Source organism: Halorubrum californiense DSM 19288 (assembly GCF_000336875.1).
Lineage (GTDB): Archaea > Halobacteriota > Halobacteria > Halobacteriales > Haloferacaceae > Halorubrum > Halorubrum californiense.
The window spans coordinates 1-13,911 of the sequence record NZ_AOJK01000018.1 but is presented as its reverse complement, the minus strand read 5'-3'; the positions used below and the strand labels follow the sequence as shown (position 1 = coordinate 13,911).

General features: G+C 67.8%; 18 protein-coding genes and 2 pseudogenes. 4 read left to right on the top strand and 16 right to left on the bottom strand.

The genetic code is table 11. The features are described from left to right. Positions 1 to 35: 35 nt before the first annotated feature. The 3 genes and pseudogenes from C463_RS03565 to C463_RS03560 all read left to right on the top strand — a co-directional run. Positions 36 to 875, top strand: a pseudogene (locus tag C463_RS03565) (aldo/keto reductase); the annotation flags it as partial. A gap of 95 nt (positions 876 to 970) precedes the next feature. Continuing rightward, on the top strand, positions 971 to 1,126 hold the full coding sequence (locus C463_RS19135; RefSeq protein ID WP_167539444.1) for a hypothetical protein: 156 nt from the start codon (positions 971 to 973) through the stop codon (positions 1,124 to 1,126). 130 nt (positions 1,127 to 1,256) lie between these two features. Next, positions 1,257 to 1,691 (top strand): hypothetical protein, encoded by a 435-nt coding sequence (locus tag C463_RS03560; protein WP_008441138.1) that lies wholly within the window; start codon positions 1,257 to 1,259, stop codon positions 1,689 to 1,691. A gap of 99 nt (positions 1,692 to 1,790) precedes the next feature. Here the strand turns inward: C463_RS03560 and C463_RS03555 are convergent, their stop codons facing one another. The 3 genes from C463_RS03555 to C463_RS03545 all read right to left on the bottom strand — a co-directional run bounded on the left by C463_RS03555 (position 1,791) and on the right by C463_RS03545 (position 5,360). Next, the gene (locus C463_RS03555; protein ID WP_008441136.1) at positions 1,791 to 2,777 is read right to left on the bottom strand and encodes a phosphatase PAP2 family protein; all 987 of its coding nucleotides are present in this window, start codon (positions 2,775 to 2,777) and stop codon (positions 1,791 to 1,793) included. Between the two features lie 90 nt (positions 2,778 to 2,867). Then, positions 2,868 to 4,181, bottom strand: a complete 1,314-nt coding sequence (locus tag C463_RS03550; RefSeq protein WP_008441134.1) for a YihY/virulence factor BrkB family protein — start codon at positions 4,179 to 4,181, stop codon at positions 2,868 to 2,870. 48 nt (positions 4,182 to 4,229) lie between these two features. Further along, positions 4,230 to 5,360 (bottom strand): tRNA (guanine(26)-N(2))-dimethyltransferase, encoded by a 1,131-nt coding sequence (locus C463_RS03545; protein WP_008441133.1) that lies wholly within the window; start codon positions 5,358 to 5,360, stop codon positions 4,230 to 4,232. A 179-nt stretch (positions 5,361 to 5,539) separates the two neighbouring features. Between C463_RS03545 and C463_RS03540 the strand changes: the two genes are divergently transcribed. Next, positions 5,540 to 6,271: a hypothetical protein gene (locus C463_RS03540; protein WP_008441132.1), complete on the top strand. Its 732-nt coding sequence runs from the start codon at positions 5,540 to 5,542 to the stop codon at positions 6,269 to 6,271. Between the two features lie 431 nt (positions 6,272 to 6,702). Here the strand turns inward: C463_RS03540 and C463_RS20090 are convergent. From C463_RS20090 to C463_RS03480, 13 genes and pseudogenes are all read right to left on the bottom strand, one after another. Further along, positions 6,703 to 7,126 (bottom strand): annotated as a pseudogene (locus C463_RS20090) (type II toxin-antitoxin system VapC family toxin). Next, complete coding sequence (locus C463_RS19125; protein WP_008441130.1) at positions 7,123 to 7,275, bottom strand: hypothetical protein; 153 nt, start codon at positions 7,273 to 7,275, stop codon at positions 7,123 to 7,125. Before C463_RS19125 ends, C463_RS20090 begins: the two are co-directional and overlap by 4 nt. A gap of 252 nt (positions 7,276 to 7,527) precedes the next feature. Continuing rightward, complete coding sequence (gene secY / locus C463_RS03530; RefSeq protein WP_008441128.1) at positions 7,528 to 9,009, bottom strand: preprotein translocase subunit SecY; 1,482 nt, start codon at positions 9,007 to 9,009, stop codon at positions 7,528 to 7,530. A 1-nt stretch (position 9,010) separates the two neighbouring features. Further along, entirely contained in the window at positions 9,011 to 9,508 is a 498-nt protein-coding gene (locus tag C463_RS03525) for an uL15m family ribosomal protein (RefSeq protein WP_008441120.1), read from the bottom strand. Beyond that, positions 9,505 to 9,969 carry a 50S ribosomal protein L30 gene (locus tag C463_RS03520; protein WP_008441118.1) on the bottom strand — a complete coding sequence of 155 codons (465 nt, stop codon included), beginning with the start codon at positions 9,967 to 9,969 and terminating at the stop codon, positions 9,505 to 9,507. The genes C463_RS03525 and C463_RS03520 overlap by 4 nt, the downstream gene beginning before the upstream one ends. Beyond that, positions 9,969 to 10,616: a 30S ribosomal protein S5 gene (locus tag C463_RS03515; RefSeq protein ID WP_008441116.1), complete on the bottom strand. Its 648-nt coding sequence runs from the start codon at positions 10,614 to 10,616 to the stop codon at positions 9,969 to 9,971. Before C463_RS03515 ends, C463_RS03520 begins: the two co-directional genes overlap by 1 nt. Beyond that, entirely contained in the window at positions 10,609 to 11,166 is a 558-nt protein-coding gene (locus tag C463_RS03510; protein ID WP_008441115.1) for a 50S ribosomal protein L18, read from the bottom strand. The genes C463_RS03515 and C463_RS03510 overlap by 8 nt, the downstream gene beginning before the upstream one ends. After that, positions 11,166 to 11,627: a 50S ribosomal protein L19e gene (locus C463_RS03505; RefSeq protein WP_008441113.1), complete on the bottom strand. Its 462-nt coding sequence runs from the start codon at positions 11,625 to 11,627 to the stop codon at positions 11,166 to 11,168. The genes C463_RS03510 and C463_RS03505 overlap by 1 nt, the downstream gene beginning before the upstream one ends. Then, entirely contained in the window at positions 11,620 to 12,330 is a 711-nt protein-coding gene (locus C463_RS03500) for a 50S ribosomal protein L32e (RefSeq protein WP_008441112.1), read from the bottom strand. The genes C463_RS03505 and C463_RS03500 overlap by 8 nt, the downstream gene beginning before the upstream one ends. A gap of 3 nt (positions 12,331 to 12,333) precedes the next feature. Continuing rightward, positions 12,334 to 12,867 (bottom strand): 50S ribosomal protein L6, encoded by a 534-nt coding sequence (locus C463_RS03495; protein ID WP_008441107.1) that lies wholly within the window; start codon positions 12,865 to 12,867, stop codon positions 12,334 to 12,336. 2 nt (positions 12,868 to 12,869) lie between these two features. Next, on the bottom strand, positions 12,870 to 13,262 hold the full coding sequence (locus C463_RS03490) for a 30S ribosomal protein S8 (RefSeq protein WP_004597419.1): 393 nt from the start codon (positions 13,260 to 13,262) through the stop codon (positions 12,870 to 12,872). A gap of 2 nt (positions 13,263 to 13,264) precedes the next feature. Next, positions 13,265 to 13,438 carry a 30S ribosomal protein S14 gene (locus C463_RS03485; protein ID WP_004597423.1) on the bottom strand — a complete coding sequence of 58 codons (174 nt, stop codon included), beginning with the start codon at positions 13,436 to 13,438 and terminating at the stop codon, positions 13,265 to 13,267. Next, positions 13,435 to 13,911: a 50S ribosomal protein L5 gene (locus C463_RS03480; protein ID WP_049905483.1), complete on the bottom strand. Its 477-nt coding sequence runs from the start codon at positions 13,909 to 13,911 to the stop codon at positions 13,435 to 13,437. Before C463_RS03480 ends, C463_RS03485 begins: the two co-directional genes overlap by 4 nt.

Sequence of the window (13,911 nt, the reverse complement as noted above, 5' to 3'; positions counted from 1 at the left end):
CTTGCCAGCCCGCTCAGAGATGTGTATAAGAGACAGACTTGGGGGTGAACTTCTTCGACACCGCCAACATGTACTCGAACGGCGAGAGCGAGCGCGTCCTCGGCGAGGCGCTCGACGGGTACGACCGCGACGAGTTCGTCGTCGCCACGAAGGGGTACTTCCAGATGGACGAGTCGAACCCCAACTCCGGCGGGCTCTCGCGGAAGGCGATCGAACAGGAACTTCAGAACTCCCTCGCCCGGCTCGGCACGGACACGATCGACCTCTATCAGATCCACCGTTGGGATTACGACACGCCGATCGAGGAGACGCTGGCCGCCCTCGACGACGCGGTGCGACGGGGCGACGTCCGACACGTCGGCGCCTCCTCGATGTGGGCCCACCAGTTCGCCGAGGCGCTCCATACGAGCGAGCGGGAGGGGTACGAGCGGTTCGCGACGATGCAGAACCACTACAACCTCGCGTACCGCGAGGAGGAGCGCGAGATGCTCCCGCTGTGCGAGGAGGAGGGAGTCGGCGTGATGCCGTGGAGCCCGCTCGCACGCGGCTACCTGACGCGCCCGCACGAGGAGGTCGACGCCACGCTCCGCGGCGAGACCGAGGAACACCTCTACGCGCACCCGTACCGCGAGGGCGGCGGGCGCGAGGTCAACGAGCGGGTCGAGGAACTGGCAACCGAGAAGGGCGTGAAGATGGCGCAGATCGCGCTCTCGTGGCTGTTCCACAAGGATTCGGTCGACGCGCCCATCGTCGGCACGACGAGCGTCGAACACCTCGAAGACGCGGTCGAGGCACTCGACATCGACCTCTCGGACTCCGACATGGAGTGGCTGGAGGAGCCGTACGAGCCGGTCCGCGTCTCTGGCCACGAATAAGTGCGGAGCACGCCCGGCGCGGCGCTCAACGGCCTAAATCGTGTTTTAGGTATATGTCGATAAGCCATATGTATGGTAGTAAATACCAACCATACATGGGTGACGACACCGACAGAACCCCGACCCGTTCGAGGACGGAGTACGCCCGCACCCGGATTCGGTGTCCGAACTGCGGCGACCGCGTGCCCGCGGTCGGCCGAGATACGGAGACTGCGGAGTGTCCGAACTGCCACCGCCTGATTCGGACCTGACGCCGACTTGGGAGGCACTGGCGGGGCGGCGGTCACACTCCCCCTCCGCGGCGGTCCGCCGCGGGCTTATAAATACACCGTCGCGGGCGCCACGGCAACCCTTTTCGGCCGCGCCGCCGAACCGTGGCGCATGGCAGACGACGACGCCACCGACCCCGAGAACGGCGAGGCCGGCGAACAGGGCGACGGCGACGGCGAAGAGAAGTCCTTCCGCGAGCGCGTCGAGGAGATCCGCGAGCGACGCGAGCAGGAGCGCGAGGAGGGCGACCGGCCCGAGCCCGAGGAGATGATGGGCGGCGGCGGCCCGCCCGGGATGGGCGGCGGGGGCGGTGGCAACCCCTTCGCGCAGATGATGTCCGGCATGATGGGCGGCGGCGGCGGTCCCGGCGGCGCGGGCGGCCCGCCCGGGATGGGCGGCGGCCCCGGCGCGCCCGGCGAGCAGGGCGGCCGCGGCGACGACGGCGGCAACGAGGAACTCGTCCGCGAGGTGCGCCAGCTCCGCGACGAGGTCCGCGACGCGACCCGGCAGCTCCAGCGCATCGCGCAGGCGCTCGAAGACGACTGATTCGGCGGCGTTCTCTCTCCGTTTTCCGAAGCCCGGTAGCGCCGCGCTCGTCTGCGGTGCGCAGCCGTGGAAAAACTCGACGACCGCCGGGGGAACGACTCAGTTTCGGGCGCCGCTCGTCGCCCCGATCCGCGCCGGCAGCGCGGGCAGCGCGACGACGGCGACCACAGCGACGGTCGTCGCGAGCAGCGTCACCGGGAGCGTCCCCGCGAGCGCGTACGCGCCCACCCAGAGCCCGCCGGTGACCGCGAGGGCGGGGGCCGCGACCCGGACCGGAACCGCAGGCTCGTCGCCGTCGACGAACCGCCAGCCGACCGCGCCACCGGCGCCGGTGGCGATCCCGATCCCCGCCTCGACCACCTCGCCGGTGTGGCCGCCCGCGACCGCGACGGCCAGCGCGCCCGTCGAGACGACCGCAGCGAGCAGGAAGGCCGGGGCGGGGTTCAGTTCGGCGGTCGGGTCGGCCCCCGTCTCCGTGCCCGTGGAGCGCCGGACGCGCGGGTCGCCGGCGAGCCACAGCGCGACGCCGACCGTCCCCGCGCCGACGGCCAACCCCGCGAGCACGTCGACGAGGTAGTGGACCTCGATGACCACCCGCGAGGCCGCGACGGCGACGGCGACCCCGCCGGCCGCGAGGTAGCGGGCGCGGTCCGTCCAGAACCGGTCGTACAGCAGCGCCAGCGCGAGGTACGCCGCCGCGCCGCCGGTGGCGTGGCCGCTCGGGAAGCCAAAGCCGTCAGAGAGCACCTGCGCCTCGTACCACCCGGACAGGAGCGCGGGGAGCCACGTCGGGACATCGGCGGGGGGCATCGCGCCCGGCGGTCGGGAGACCGCGAACCACGCCTTGGCGACCGCCGTCGCGGCGTACGCGCAGGTGACGGCGGCGATCGCGGTCGCACCGGCGCGGCGCGGCGCCCCCGCGACGCCGTCGCCCGCGAACCAGTAGCCGAGGGCGAGCAGCGCGAAGAGGAACCACGGGTCCGCGAGGTGGGTGACGGCCGCGAAGGCGACGACGACGAACTCCGGCAGCGCGTCGACGACGACGGTCTCGCCGACCCCGCGCTCGGCGGCGACGAGTCCGGTCACGCGTCGATCACCTCGACGGCCACCACCCCGGCGGGGATCAGGGACGCAGGCGTCGCCGCGTCAGCCATCGCTGGCGCGGAGGTCCCCGCATCAGTCATCGCCGCGCTGGCGGGCGTAGTCGAGCGCCTTGCCGGGCGTCTCGATCAGGTTGAGGCCGATGCCGACGACGACGAATATCGTGTACAGGCCGAGCGTCGACAGCCCGAGGACGACGATGGCGCCGACCGCGTAGATCCCGTCGAGCGAGGTTAGCGCCGCGAGCGTCAGCACGGTCCCGTACAGCAACACGAGGTACGGGCCCCAGCCGCGGGCGTGGCCGCGGCGCATCCGCGAGCGGACGTACCGCTTCAGCTCCGACTCGACCTCTGGCTTGTCGACCGTGCGGCGTTCCACGTCGTCCTCGAACTCGTCGAGCTGCGACCGCAGCTCCCGGACCTCCGCTTTGAGGGCGGCGACGTCCGGCGCGCCGCGCGGCCGCTCGCCGTCGTCCCCGTCGGGATCCGACTCGCCGTTCATACCCGTGGGTCGGTCGCGGTCTTGTTGTAACTGCCGGTCCGCGGCGTCGTCAGTGCCACCGAGCGCGTCGGCCGCGACCCCGGTTCGGGGGTCGCCACCGTCGTCGCCTCGCCCCGCGAGCACCACGTTGACCACGCCGCCGAGCACGACGACGACGGCGGCGAGGTACAGCCAGGTGACCAAGAGGAGGATACCGCCGATGACGCCGTACACCTGATACTGGGCGGCGCCCGCGGCGTACACCTGAAACCCGGCCTGAAGCAGCGTCCAGCAGACCGCCGCGAACGCCGCGCCCGGCAGCGCCTCGCGGACGCCGATCGTCGGCTGCGGGAGGAGGTAGTACATCGGGAGGAACACGACCGCGAGCAGGGCGGGCAGGGCGAGGACGCTCGCCGCCTCGACCAGCGGGACCGCGTCCGCGGCCGCGACGAATGCGCCGACGGCGACCATCACCCCGAGGCCGACGCCGACGCCGACCACGACCGAGGCGGCGTCGGCGACCTGCCTGAGGAAACCCGGCGTCTCGTCGCCGCCGTACAGGGAGACGAACGCCGTGTCGAGCCCGCGGAACACCTTCAGCGTCGACCAGAGCAGCAGTCCGACCCCGAGCAGGCTCGCGCCGGTCCGGCCGCCGGCGGAGGAGACGGCCGCGACGACCGCCTCCTCGCCGGCCGGGGTGAGGAAGTCGCCCGTCGACGCGACCAGCTCCGCCGCGATGGTCTCGCCGAAGACGGCGGTGGCGACGACGACGAGCAGCAGGAGCGCGGGGACGAGCGAGACGAACGCGTAGTAGGCGATGGCGGCCGCGAGGAACGTCACCTGCCGGTCGATCGCGAGGTCGGCGACGCGCCGAGCCGTGCCGAACGCGGTGCGCGAGTGTCGAGACACGTCACGCGCTTCGGCCGACCGCGACTAAAACGGGAGGGTGTGGCCCCGTCAGTCAGCCCCGTCGCCGAGGACCGCCTCGCGCATCTCGGGGATAGAGGCCGTGCTCTTCACCGCCGTGCCGCGGTAGTGGGCGCGGCTCGCCTCGTGGCCGGCCCCGCGCAGGCGCTCGACGAACTCGTCCATGCCGATGGCGGGCTCGCCCCACTCCTTGTACAGCCGGTGCTGGTCGTAGTGCGTGGGGGTGTCGATCTCGCGCGCGACCGTGCCGAGCAGCTTGCGCGCACGCTTCGCCTCGCCCATTTCGTCGGTCACCTCCCGGCGGACGGCGCGCGCGAAGTCGGCGTCGGCGACCGGACCGAGCCAGATCGGGCCCGCCGTCAGGACGCGGTCGCTCCCGCACTCCGGGCAGGCCTCGACCGGGTCGGCGATGTGCCCCGGCGTCGCCTCGCGCCAGAGGCAGTCCTCACACTGGTCGACGTGTCCCACGGCTTCGAGGCAGTCGTCGGCCGTGCGGGCGCCGGACTCCAGTTCGAGGTAGGTCCGGGCGTAGTGCCGGGAGACGTGCGAGAGGATCGGCGTCGCCGCCTTGTCGTAGCGCGCGGCGGTCCGCACCAGCGCGGAGAGCAGCGTCCGGAGCCCCATCTCCGGGTGGTAGTCGGTGTTGCGCGGCACCGCGCCGTACTTGCGGATCCCGCTGTTGAGGTGGGCCCCGCACAGCGGCGCGGTGTCGGTGGCGGTGACACAGACCAGGTTGCGGCCGTTCGCGAACGCCGCGTCCGCGAAGGGGATCGGCGTGCCGTACGGGTCGAGGTCGACGACGTCGAACGGGCCCTCGTCGTACAGCAGGGCGTTGACGTCGCGGTGGACCGCCTCGCCGTCGAGGCCGTTGGCGTCGAGGTTCGCGGCGGCGAGTTCGACCGCGTCCGCGTCGACGTCGGCGCAGGTGACGTCGTACTCCTCGGCCGCGGCGCGGACGCCCCGAACCCCCGAGGCGGCCATCGCGTCGAGGTACGAGGCCGCGCGCGGCTCGCGGTCGCGGTAGGCGCGCAGCGTCGCGACGGTCACGTCGCGGTTCAGCTCCTGGGTCGGGTTGAAGAAGACGCCGCCGCCGGTGCCCTCGCTAGCGCCGTCGCGGGCCTCCGGGACGGAGACGGTGAGTCCGCCCTCTTCGATGTCCATACGTTCGGTTCGGCCATCCGGGCTAAAAGGACCGCGCTCCGGGGCCGGAGAGCTTCGGGGGCGTCGAAGGCGGCGACAATGGGAGGCTTTTACGCCGTCGGCTCGGAACATGGACGTATGAACGGAGAGGCCACGCGAGGACGGCCCGGCGAAGTCGACGGCGATACGGAGGGACAGGGATGGTGAGTCCGGCGCGGGTGGACGCGATAACCGACATCGCGTACGGTGCGCTGATCGTCCTGTCGATCGTACTCATCGCGACGCTACCGGTGTTCAACGTCGCCATCGCGTTCGGGATCGGGGTGTTCGCCTCGTACGTGATCCACGTCGTCTGGAAGATGGCCCGGTTCGACCCGGACTGGATGACCCGCGAGGTCGCGGACCAGGTCGGCAAGCAGGTCGAGGAGAGCGTCGGCGAGACCGTCGACAAGGAGGTCGAAAAGACGGTCGGCGAGACGGTGAGCAAGGAGGTCGAGAAGACCGTCGAGGAGACGGTCGGCGAGAAGGTCGAGGAGACGGTGAGCAAGGAGGTCGAAAAGAGCGTCGGCGAAACCGTCAACAAGGAGGTCAGCGAGGTCGCCGACAACGTCAGCAACACCGTCAGCGAGGAGGTCACGGGGAAAGTCGAGGAGACGGTCGGAGAGACAGTGGAGAAGACCGTCGAGGAGAAGGTCGGCGAAAGAGTCGAAGAGACGGTCGAGAAGACGGTCGAGGAGACAGTCGGCGAAAAGGTCGAAGAAACCGTCGAGAAAACCGTCGAAGAGACTGTCGAGGAGACCGTGGGCGAAAAAGTCGAAGAGACGGTCGAGAAGACGGTCGAGGAGACAGTCGGCGAAAAAGTCGAGGAAACAGTCGAAGAGGCGGGTGAGGACGACGACGACGAGGCGGCCGACCAACGCGACGACGCGTAACCCGCCCGGACGGACTTCGACGAAGCCGCTATTCTGAAGTACTATTGTCTGTCACGGTGGAAGAGGTGAACAGACCGCTTCGGTGACCGGGACGACGAACGCAGATATCATGCGACACGCGTCGAGCGCTCTGCTGAAATCCTCAGCCTGTGACACGTTCTAGCCGATTGTGCTGAATAGAGCGCGCGTGTTACTCAATACTCTGCCCGCTGAGAGACGGGCTTCAAAATCGCGCAGTACGGGGGACTTATCTACCGTAGGGTTTTCTTAAGACAAGCGCTGAACCCGAGTGAATGTCCCTCCAGAAAGCAGTCCTCATCGAGGTGTTTGCGGTACTCTTGACTGTACACCGAGGGATTGCGCTGCTCTCCCCTGAGATGTAGCCTCACCTGGTTCACTCCATCTCGGACTCCTCATCGGTCTTGTTGGTCTCATATACGGTCTTGCTGGAGAGGCAATCGGGAATGCGCTCCAAAGCGAGTGATTCGGAGGCGGGTTCTATCGGGTAGTTCAGAGTCAAACGAGACGAGAGTCGCGTCGGCAGCGTCGGCCGCCGAGAGGATCATCGCGTCCATCGGGTACAACAGCGTTTCCGATTGGCGGCGATTCGCTGCCATCATGTCGGAGGCGTCGGGAAACGTCACCGTCATCCGAGAGGTAATTCGATTCTCGATATCGTCGATTCGATCCCATTCGAACCGTTTCTTTTGCTCAGAACGCTTCGGAGTTCCAGAGACTGAGAACCGAAACGAGCGGGTCATCGACCTGATCGAGCAGTTCGATCGCTTCCGCAGACCGATCGGAATCCCGGGTAACTGCTGCGACGAGAACGTTCGTGTCGAGGAGTGCTCTCAGAACCGTTCGCGGACGTCACGGACGGCCTCCACGGAGTCGACCTCGACGTCAAGTCCCAACTCTGACAGAGCCTGTCCGAACGGGACCGTCTCGTCGTCGTCAGGGTCCGAGGAGACGAACTCCTCGAAGTCGTCAGAAGTGAGACTCATACATGACCTTGCCCACCAACTCGCAAAAGGGTACTGGTGGACCCGGTGTCCGTGATGTGAGTTCGTCCGCTTCTGTTTGCTTCACTGACGGCCGGATCGAGTCAGCGCGGTCGTCGGCGACTGGCCGGCCTCGTCGAGTCGTTCGAAGAAGTCGTCCGAGTCGGTCACTGCGACTGCCCCCGAGTGGCAGAGGGCTGAGTACGACGCAGTCGCTCAGGGTCGAAAAAGAACCGAAAGGAGTGTAGATGTCCGCTACTCGTTGCCGAACATCTGGCGCATCATCGGGTGCATTTCCATCAGCTGCTCTTCGGCTATCTCCTCGTACAGCTTGTACGTGATAGAGACGGCCAGCAGCAGCCCGGTCCCGGAGACCTGACCGATGGTGCCAAGCAGGTTCGCCATCACGGCGAGCAGCCCGACGAGGGCGCCGCCGATGACGGTCACCTGCGGGATGTACCGCTCCATGACCTTCTCGACGACCTGCGGGTTCCGGCGGAACCCGGGGATCTGCATCCCGGAGTTCTGGATCTGTTTCGCGGTCGCCTCCGGCCCCATGCCGGTGGTCTCGACCCAGAAGATCGCGAAGATGGCGCCGCCGACGATCATGAACGTGAGGTCGACGGCGAGCCGGACCGCGATCATCCACGGTTCGACGGACGCCGGAATCTCACCCAGGAACCACATCCACTGCCCGCGGCTCTGGATCGGGTTCAGGTAGTAGAACAGCCCGGAGATTGGCTGTCCCTGTTCGCTGTAGGTCCCGAGTATCGCCGGCATCCCCGCCCACTGCGAGGAGAGGATCTGGCCGAGGAACTGGATGTTCGCCTGCAGCGCGCGAACGAGGATCATCGGCAGGACGGACGCGTAGATGAGCTTCACCGGGAAGCGTCCGCGTGCGCCCTTCACGCGGGCGTGCGACAGCGGGATCTCGACGCGGACCGACTCCGCGTACACGACGATCCCGAAGATGAACACCGTGGTGAAAAGCGCCAGAATGTTCCCCGGGTCGAACAGCAGATTCTGGAGCCCCTCCGCCGTGAACGGCGACAGCGACGCCGGGATGTCGCCGACGATGACGCCGTACCAGCTCGCGAAGAAGCCGGACGCGCCGAGCGCGGAGAAGCTGAAGAAGCCGCCGACGATCTGTTGGCTCACCGACGCGATGATGAACAGCCCGACGCCGGAGCCGACCCCCCACTTGCTCACGATCTCGTCCATGAACAGGATGAGGATGCCGCCGACGAAGATCTGCGCGAAGATCAGCAGCTGAACGCCGAACGTGCCGATCCCGAGCGCGCTCGCGACCGCGTCGTCGGCCGGAAGGAAGCCCCCGGTGAACACCATCGGCGCCGCCGTGAGGGCGGAGACGATGATCACCAGCAGCTTCTGGAGGCCCTGATAGAGGACCTGGTCGCGCGGGTCGTTCTCCGTGTCGAGCCCGAGGAGGTTCGCACCGCCCAACAGCTGGAGGACGATGGACGCCGTGACGATCGGTCCGATACCGACCTGTAGCAACGACCCGGACGACCCGGCGAGCACCGACCGGAACTGCCCGAAGAAGTCCGACCCCTGCCCGACCGCCAACCCGAAGGGGTTGATGTTGGTCAGGAAGAAGTAGACGATCAGGATTCCGGCCGTCCACGTGAGCTTCCGTCTGAACGGGACGTGTCCCGCGGGCCGCTCCACGACGGGCATCCGCGAGAGCACCGGTTCGGCGGCCTCCTTCCAGCTCATGTTACGCCTCGTCGTTCTCGTCGTCGGAAGTGTTTTCCGGTTCGTCAGCGGGCTCTTCGGCGCGCTCGGAGAGCGTCGCCTCGCCGCCGGCTTCCTCGATGAGCTCGACCGCGCCGGCCGTGAACGCGTCCGCCGTGACGTGAAGCTCGCGCCGGACCTGTCCGCCGCCGAGCACCTTCACGACGTCCGCCTCGTGGCCGTCCTCGACGACGTCGCGCGCGTCGAAGACGTACGCGTCGCCGTCCGCCTCGGCGAGGCCGTCCGCGGCGTACAGCGCCGCGTCCTCGTCGAGCTTCTGGATCTTCACTTCGAGGACCTCCGTCTGGGCGTCCTCGGGACGCTTGAACCCGTGCTTGCCGAGCGGGCCGTAGTTGTGGTACTCGTGTTTCGCGCGACCGGCCGCGCCGCGGCCGCCGCGGTGACCGGCGCCGCGCCGGTTCTTGTGCGTGCCGCCGCCGTGCGTGCGAGAGCCGCGCTGTCGTCGTTTCTTGCTCGTCATCGCATCGCCTCCAGGAGACTGTCGATCTCCTCGGTGGTGTGTTTCCCGAGTTCGCCGCCCTCGATCACGGGGTGTTTGATCCCCTCGTGACCGCCGCGGGGCGCGTGGAGCCGGAGGGTCGGCGAGAGGCCCTGCTCGCGCAGGGTCGTCTCCTCGTCAACGAGCGCTTCGGCCAGCGCCTCCAGGTCGGCGTAGTCGGTGTTGTCGTCGATCCACTCGTCGTCGACATCGGCCGAGCCCTCGATGGGCTCACCGCGCAGCGCGATCGTTCGCGCGACGGCTTCGACGCTCGGTTCCCCGAACGCGACGACGTCGTTGACTTTGGTGATCATGCCGCGGTACGAGTCCGTCTCGGGAACGAGCGTCGCGTGGTTGACGCGCCCGATATTCAGCATGTCGAGCGTGTCTTCAACGCCGTGATTGAGGTTGACGTCGCCGCGAAGCTGGACGATCGCCTGCATCACTCGCTCACCTCGTCGTAGTGGACTTCACGGGCGTGCTGGGGCGTGCGGGACTGCGCCGCGTTCTCCAGTGCGTTGAACGTCGCCTTCGCGAGGTTCACCGTGGTGCGCGTGTTGCCGTCGGAGTTCGTCCAGGCGTCATCGACGCCGGCGAGCTCCAAGATGTTGCGGACCGTCTCCGCGGCCGCGAGGCCCAGCCCCTGCGGGGCGGGCTTGATCTCGACGGTGACGGAGCCGGCCTTCCCCTTCGCCGTGCGGGTCAGGGAGTTGGTGCCGCCGGGCTGGTCTTCCCAGGAGCCCGAGCCGCGGTCGACCGAGATGATGTTCAGCTTCGCGACGTCGATCGCCTTCTGGATTGCGCCGCCGACCTGGTCGTCCCGGGCCTGCGCGTAGCCGAGGTAGCCGTCGCGGTTGCCCACGGCGACCACGCAGCGGAACTTCACGCGGCGGCCGGAGTCGGTCATGCGCTGGACCATGTTGATGTCCAGCACTTCGTCTTCGAGCCCCGGGAGGAGCTGGTCGACGATCTCCGCCTCCTTCATCGGGAGGCCGGAGTTGAGCGCCTGTTCCATCGACGAGATATCGCCGTCCTGTACCTTGCGGCCGAGTCGCGTCCGCGGTTCCCAGCCGTCGTTGTGTCTACTCATGGTCCTCCTGGATTGTCGCGAGCACGTCGTCGAAGTGCTCGGGTAGCTCGCTGGCGTCGAACGAACCGCTGTACAGCGGCTCGTCGAGCTGCTCGGCGTAGTCGGCGATATGCTCGCCGCGCGTGCGCGACCAGTCGGCCAGCACGTCGTCGTTGTGCGGGATTTCGAGGCCCGCATCGATCGCTCCTTCCTGTACCGCGAACGTCTTGTTGCCGGGCGTCGCCGTGTTGAGCCCGATGTCGAGGACGGCCTCGTCGAGGCCGGCGTCGACTGCGCGGGCGCCCGCGAGGAAGCCGGTGAGGTACGCGCTGGGAAGGTTGCCCGTGGGGGCGTCCCAGCCGTAGTCAGCGAGCTCCTCGCTGGAGGCGGCCGCGTGGGTCTCGTCGCCGTCCGATCCGGGGGTCACCAGCTGCGCCCTGACGTGAGCGTTGCTCACCCGAGCGACCAGGCGAGGCTTGCCCGATTTCAGCAGGCGCAACCTCTGATGGTAATCCGTCCGGACCTCTCGGCGGCGCCGCATCGGCACCTTGTATCGTGGTCCTGTCGCCATTAGTCCGTCACCTCGTAACCGTACTGCGTCCGAATGTACGCCTCAAGACGGGCGACGTCCTCGAAGTCTCCCCCGCTCGCTTTGTTGTACAGCGTGCGGTACTCGGAGGCGTCGAGCACGTCTTCCTCGTCGCGAAGCTCCTTCAGGCGGGCCCGCTGTGCGCGGATGCGCGCCTTCCAGTCGTCTTTCGTGTCCTGCCGCGCGCCGGAGCGACCCTTGCGGGTACCGGCGCCCGACTGATGCCCGTACGAGCGCTTTTCGGCGCGCTCGCGGGCCCGACCGCGCGAGTTCGTCTTCTCGTCTTTCGCGCGGATCGTCCCCTGTTCGATGAGTTCGCGGACGTCCTCGCGGGTGATGGCGTCCTCGATCTCCTCCTGTGCGTCGGGGTCGAGCCAGACGCGGCGCTTGCCGACGTCGAGCTCGTCCGCTGCGAGCCGTTTCTGCGCCTTCAGATCACTCATCGTCGACCTCCACTTCGACGTAGGTGGGGTTCAGCACGCGGATCTCGCGCTCCTCCGCCTCGTCTTCGATCAGTTCGCGCTTGCGACCGCCGACCTTCGAGGCGATACGCACCGCCTGCGTGTCGCCGTCGACGCCTTCGAGGTCGTCCGTGTTGTGAACGCGGACCTCCTCGAAGCCGCTCGGGTGGAGGTCGCGCGACGCCGTCGGCGAGCGGAAGCCGGCCTCGACGACCGGTCCCTTCGACTTCATGCGGCGGCGCTGCTTGGAGAGCCCGCCGCGCGGCTTGCGCCACGACGTCGGGATCCGCTTTTTCTTGTGGTAGTCCTGCCGGTTGAACTGCGGTTTCCCCTCGCGGTGCTTCTGTGCGAGCGCGCGAGCGGTCTCGTCGTCCAGTTCCGGCGTCTTGTCAGCGTGGCCGCGGGGGCGAAGCTCCGTCTCGACGGTCTCGTCGGCGTCGGCCTCGTCGGCCGCCTCCTCCTCGTCCGTCTCGTCTTCGATCTCCGCGTCCGCCTCCTCGTCGACCTCCAGCCCGCCAACGTCGGCCTTGATACGTGCTGCGAGCGCGTTGCCGACGCCGTCGACCTCGGAGAGCTCCGACTGAGAGGCGGCCTTCACGTCCTCGACCGTCTCGTAGCCGGCCTCGCGAAGGGCGTCCGCCTTCGAGGGACCGACACCGCTGATGTCTTCCAGTTCGTCTGCCATTGGTTAGGCACCTCCGGTGGGCTTCTCGACGATGTACACGCCGTCCTGGAAGACGCGCGTGTCCTTGTCGGTCACCTTCGTCAGCTGTTCGATGTCGGCGGCGGTCTGCCCGACGGCCTCCTTGTCGGAGCCCGTCAGCGTGACCGTCTCGCCGTCGACCTGTACGTCCGTGTCTCCGCGGATCGGGGTGCGCCGCGCGGCGCTCTCTCCGAGGAAGTTCTCGATGACGACCTCGTCGCCCTCCACGTTCACCTGCATCGGGAAGTGGGCGTAGTACACTTCCATCGCGTACTCCCAGCCCTCGGTGACGCCGTGGATCATGTTGGCAACGTGGCTCTCGAAGGTACCGACCGTGGCGTTGGTCTTCGCGTCCTCGTTGTCCGAGGTGATGACCACCGCGCCGTCCTCGACGGAAACGTCGACGTCGGGGTACCAGAGGCGTCGCGTGACGCTCCCGTTGGGCCCCTCGACGGTGAGTTCGAGGTGATCGGTCTCGGCGGAGACGTCGTCCGGAATCTCGATTTCGACTCTGTTCATTGTTAGTAGACGTATGCGATCACTTGGCCGCCGATGCCCGCTTCGCGGGCCTCGTAGTGGCTCATGACGCCGTGGCTCGTCGTGACGATGAGCGTCCCGTAGTCACGGGCGGGGAGGTATCGCTTCTCCCACTTCTCGAACTCGTCCGCACCCGCCGAGTAGCGGGGCTTGACGGCGCCACACTCGTTGATCGCGCCTTTCAGTTCGACCTCGAACTTCCCGGCTTTCCCGTCGTCGACGTACTCGAAGCCGTCGACGTACCCGCGGTCGTAGAGGACCTCGAGGACGGAGCCGATGATGTTCGAAGCGGGCTCTACCGTGTACGACAGGTGGCCAACGCTCTCGGCGTTGTCCATGCCGGCGAGCGCGTTTGTGAATGGATCGTTTCCCGTCATAATCAGCTGTACTTCTCGAATCCCATGTCTCGGGCGACCTCGCGGAAGCACTGCCGGCAGAGGTTGATGTCGTACTTGCCGACGAGTCCCTGCTCGCGGTCGCACCGCCGGCACGTGTGCCGGGAGTCGGTGCGCTTCGCGGCGTGCTCGCCCGTGTCGTTGTTCGCTTCGCTCATTCGGTTACCTCGACGTCGAAGTTCGTTTCGAGGAACGCGGCCGCGTCCTCGGCTGTCATCCGGTGGCGGGCGGGGATGGTCCCCGTCGCCTTGTCGCGTTTCGAGACGCGGTAGCCGGGACGGACGATCGTCGTCGTCACGTCGAGGCCGTAGATCCCGGTGTTGGGATCGTACTCCTGGCTCGGGAAGTCGGTGTGGTCCTCGACCCCGAAGCTGAGGTTACCCGTGTCGTCGAACTGGCTCCGGCCGACGTCGACCAGATCCAGCGCGGTCTCGAGGAACGCGTGCGCGTCCTCGCCCCGCAGCGTCGCCTTCACGCCGATCGGGTCGCCCTTCCGGATCCCGAACTCGGCGATGGTGCGCTTCGAGGTGGTCCGGACCGACTGCTGGCCCGTGATCGCCTCGATGATCTCCTCGGCGTCGGCGAGGGGTTCACCGCCCTGCCCGACGCCCATGCTGTCTCTTATACACAT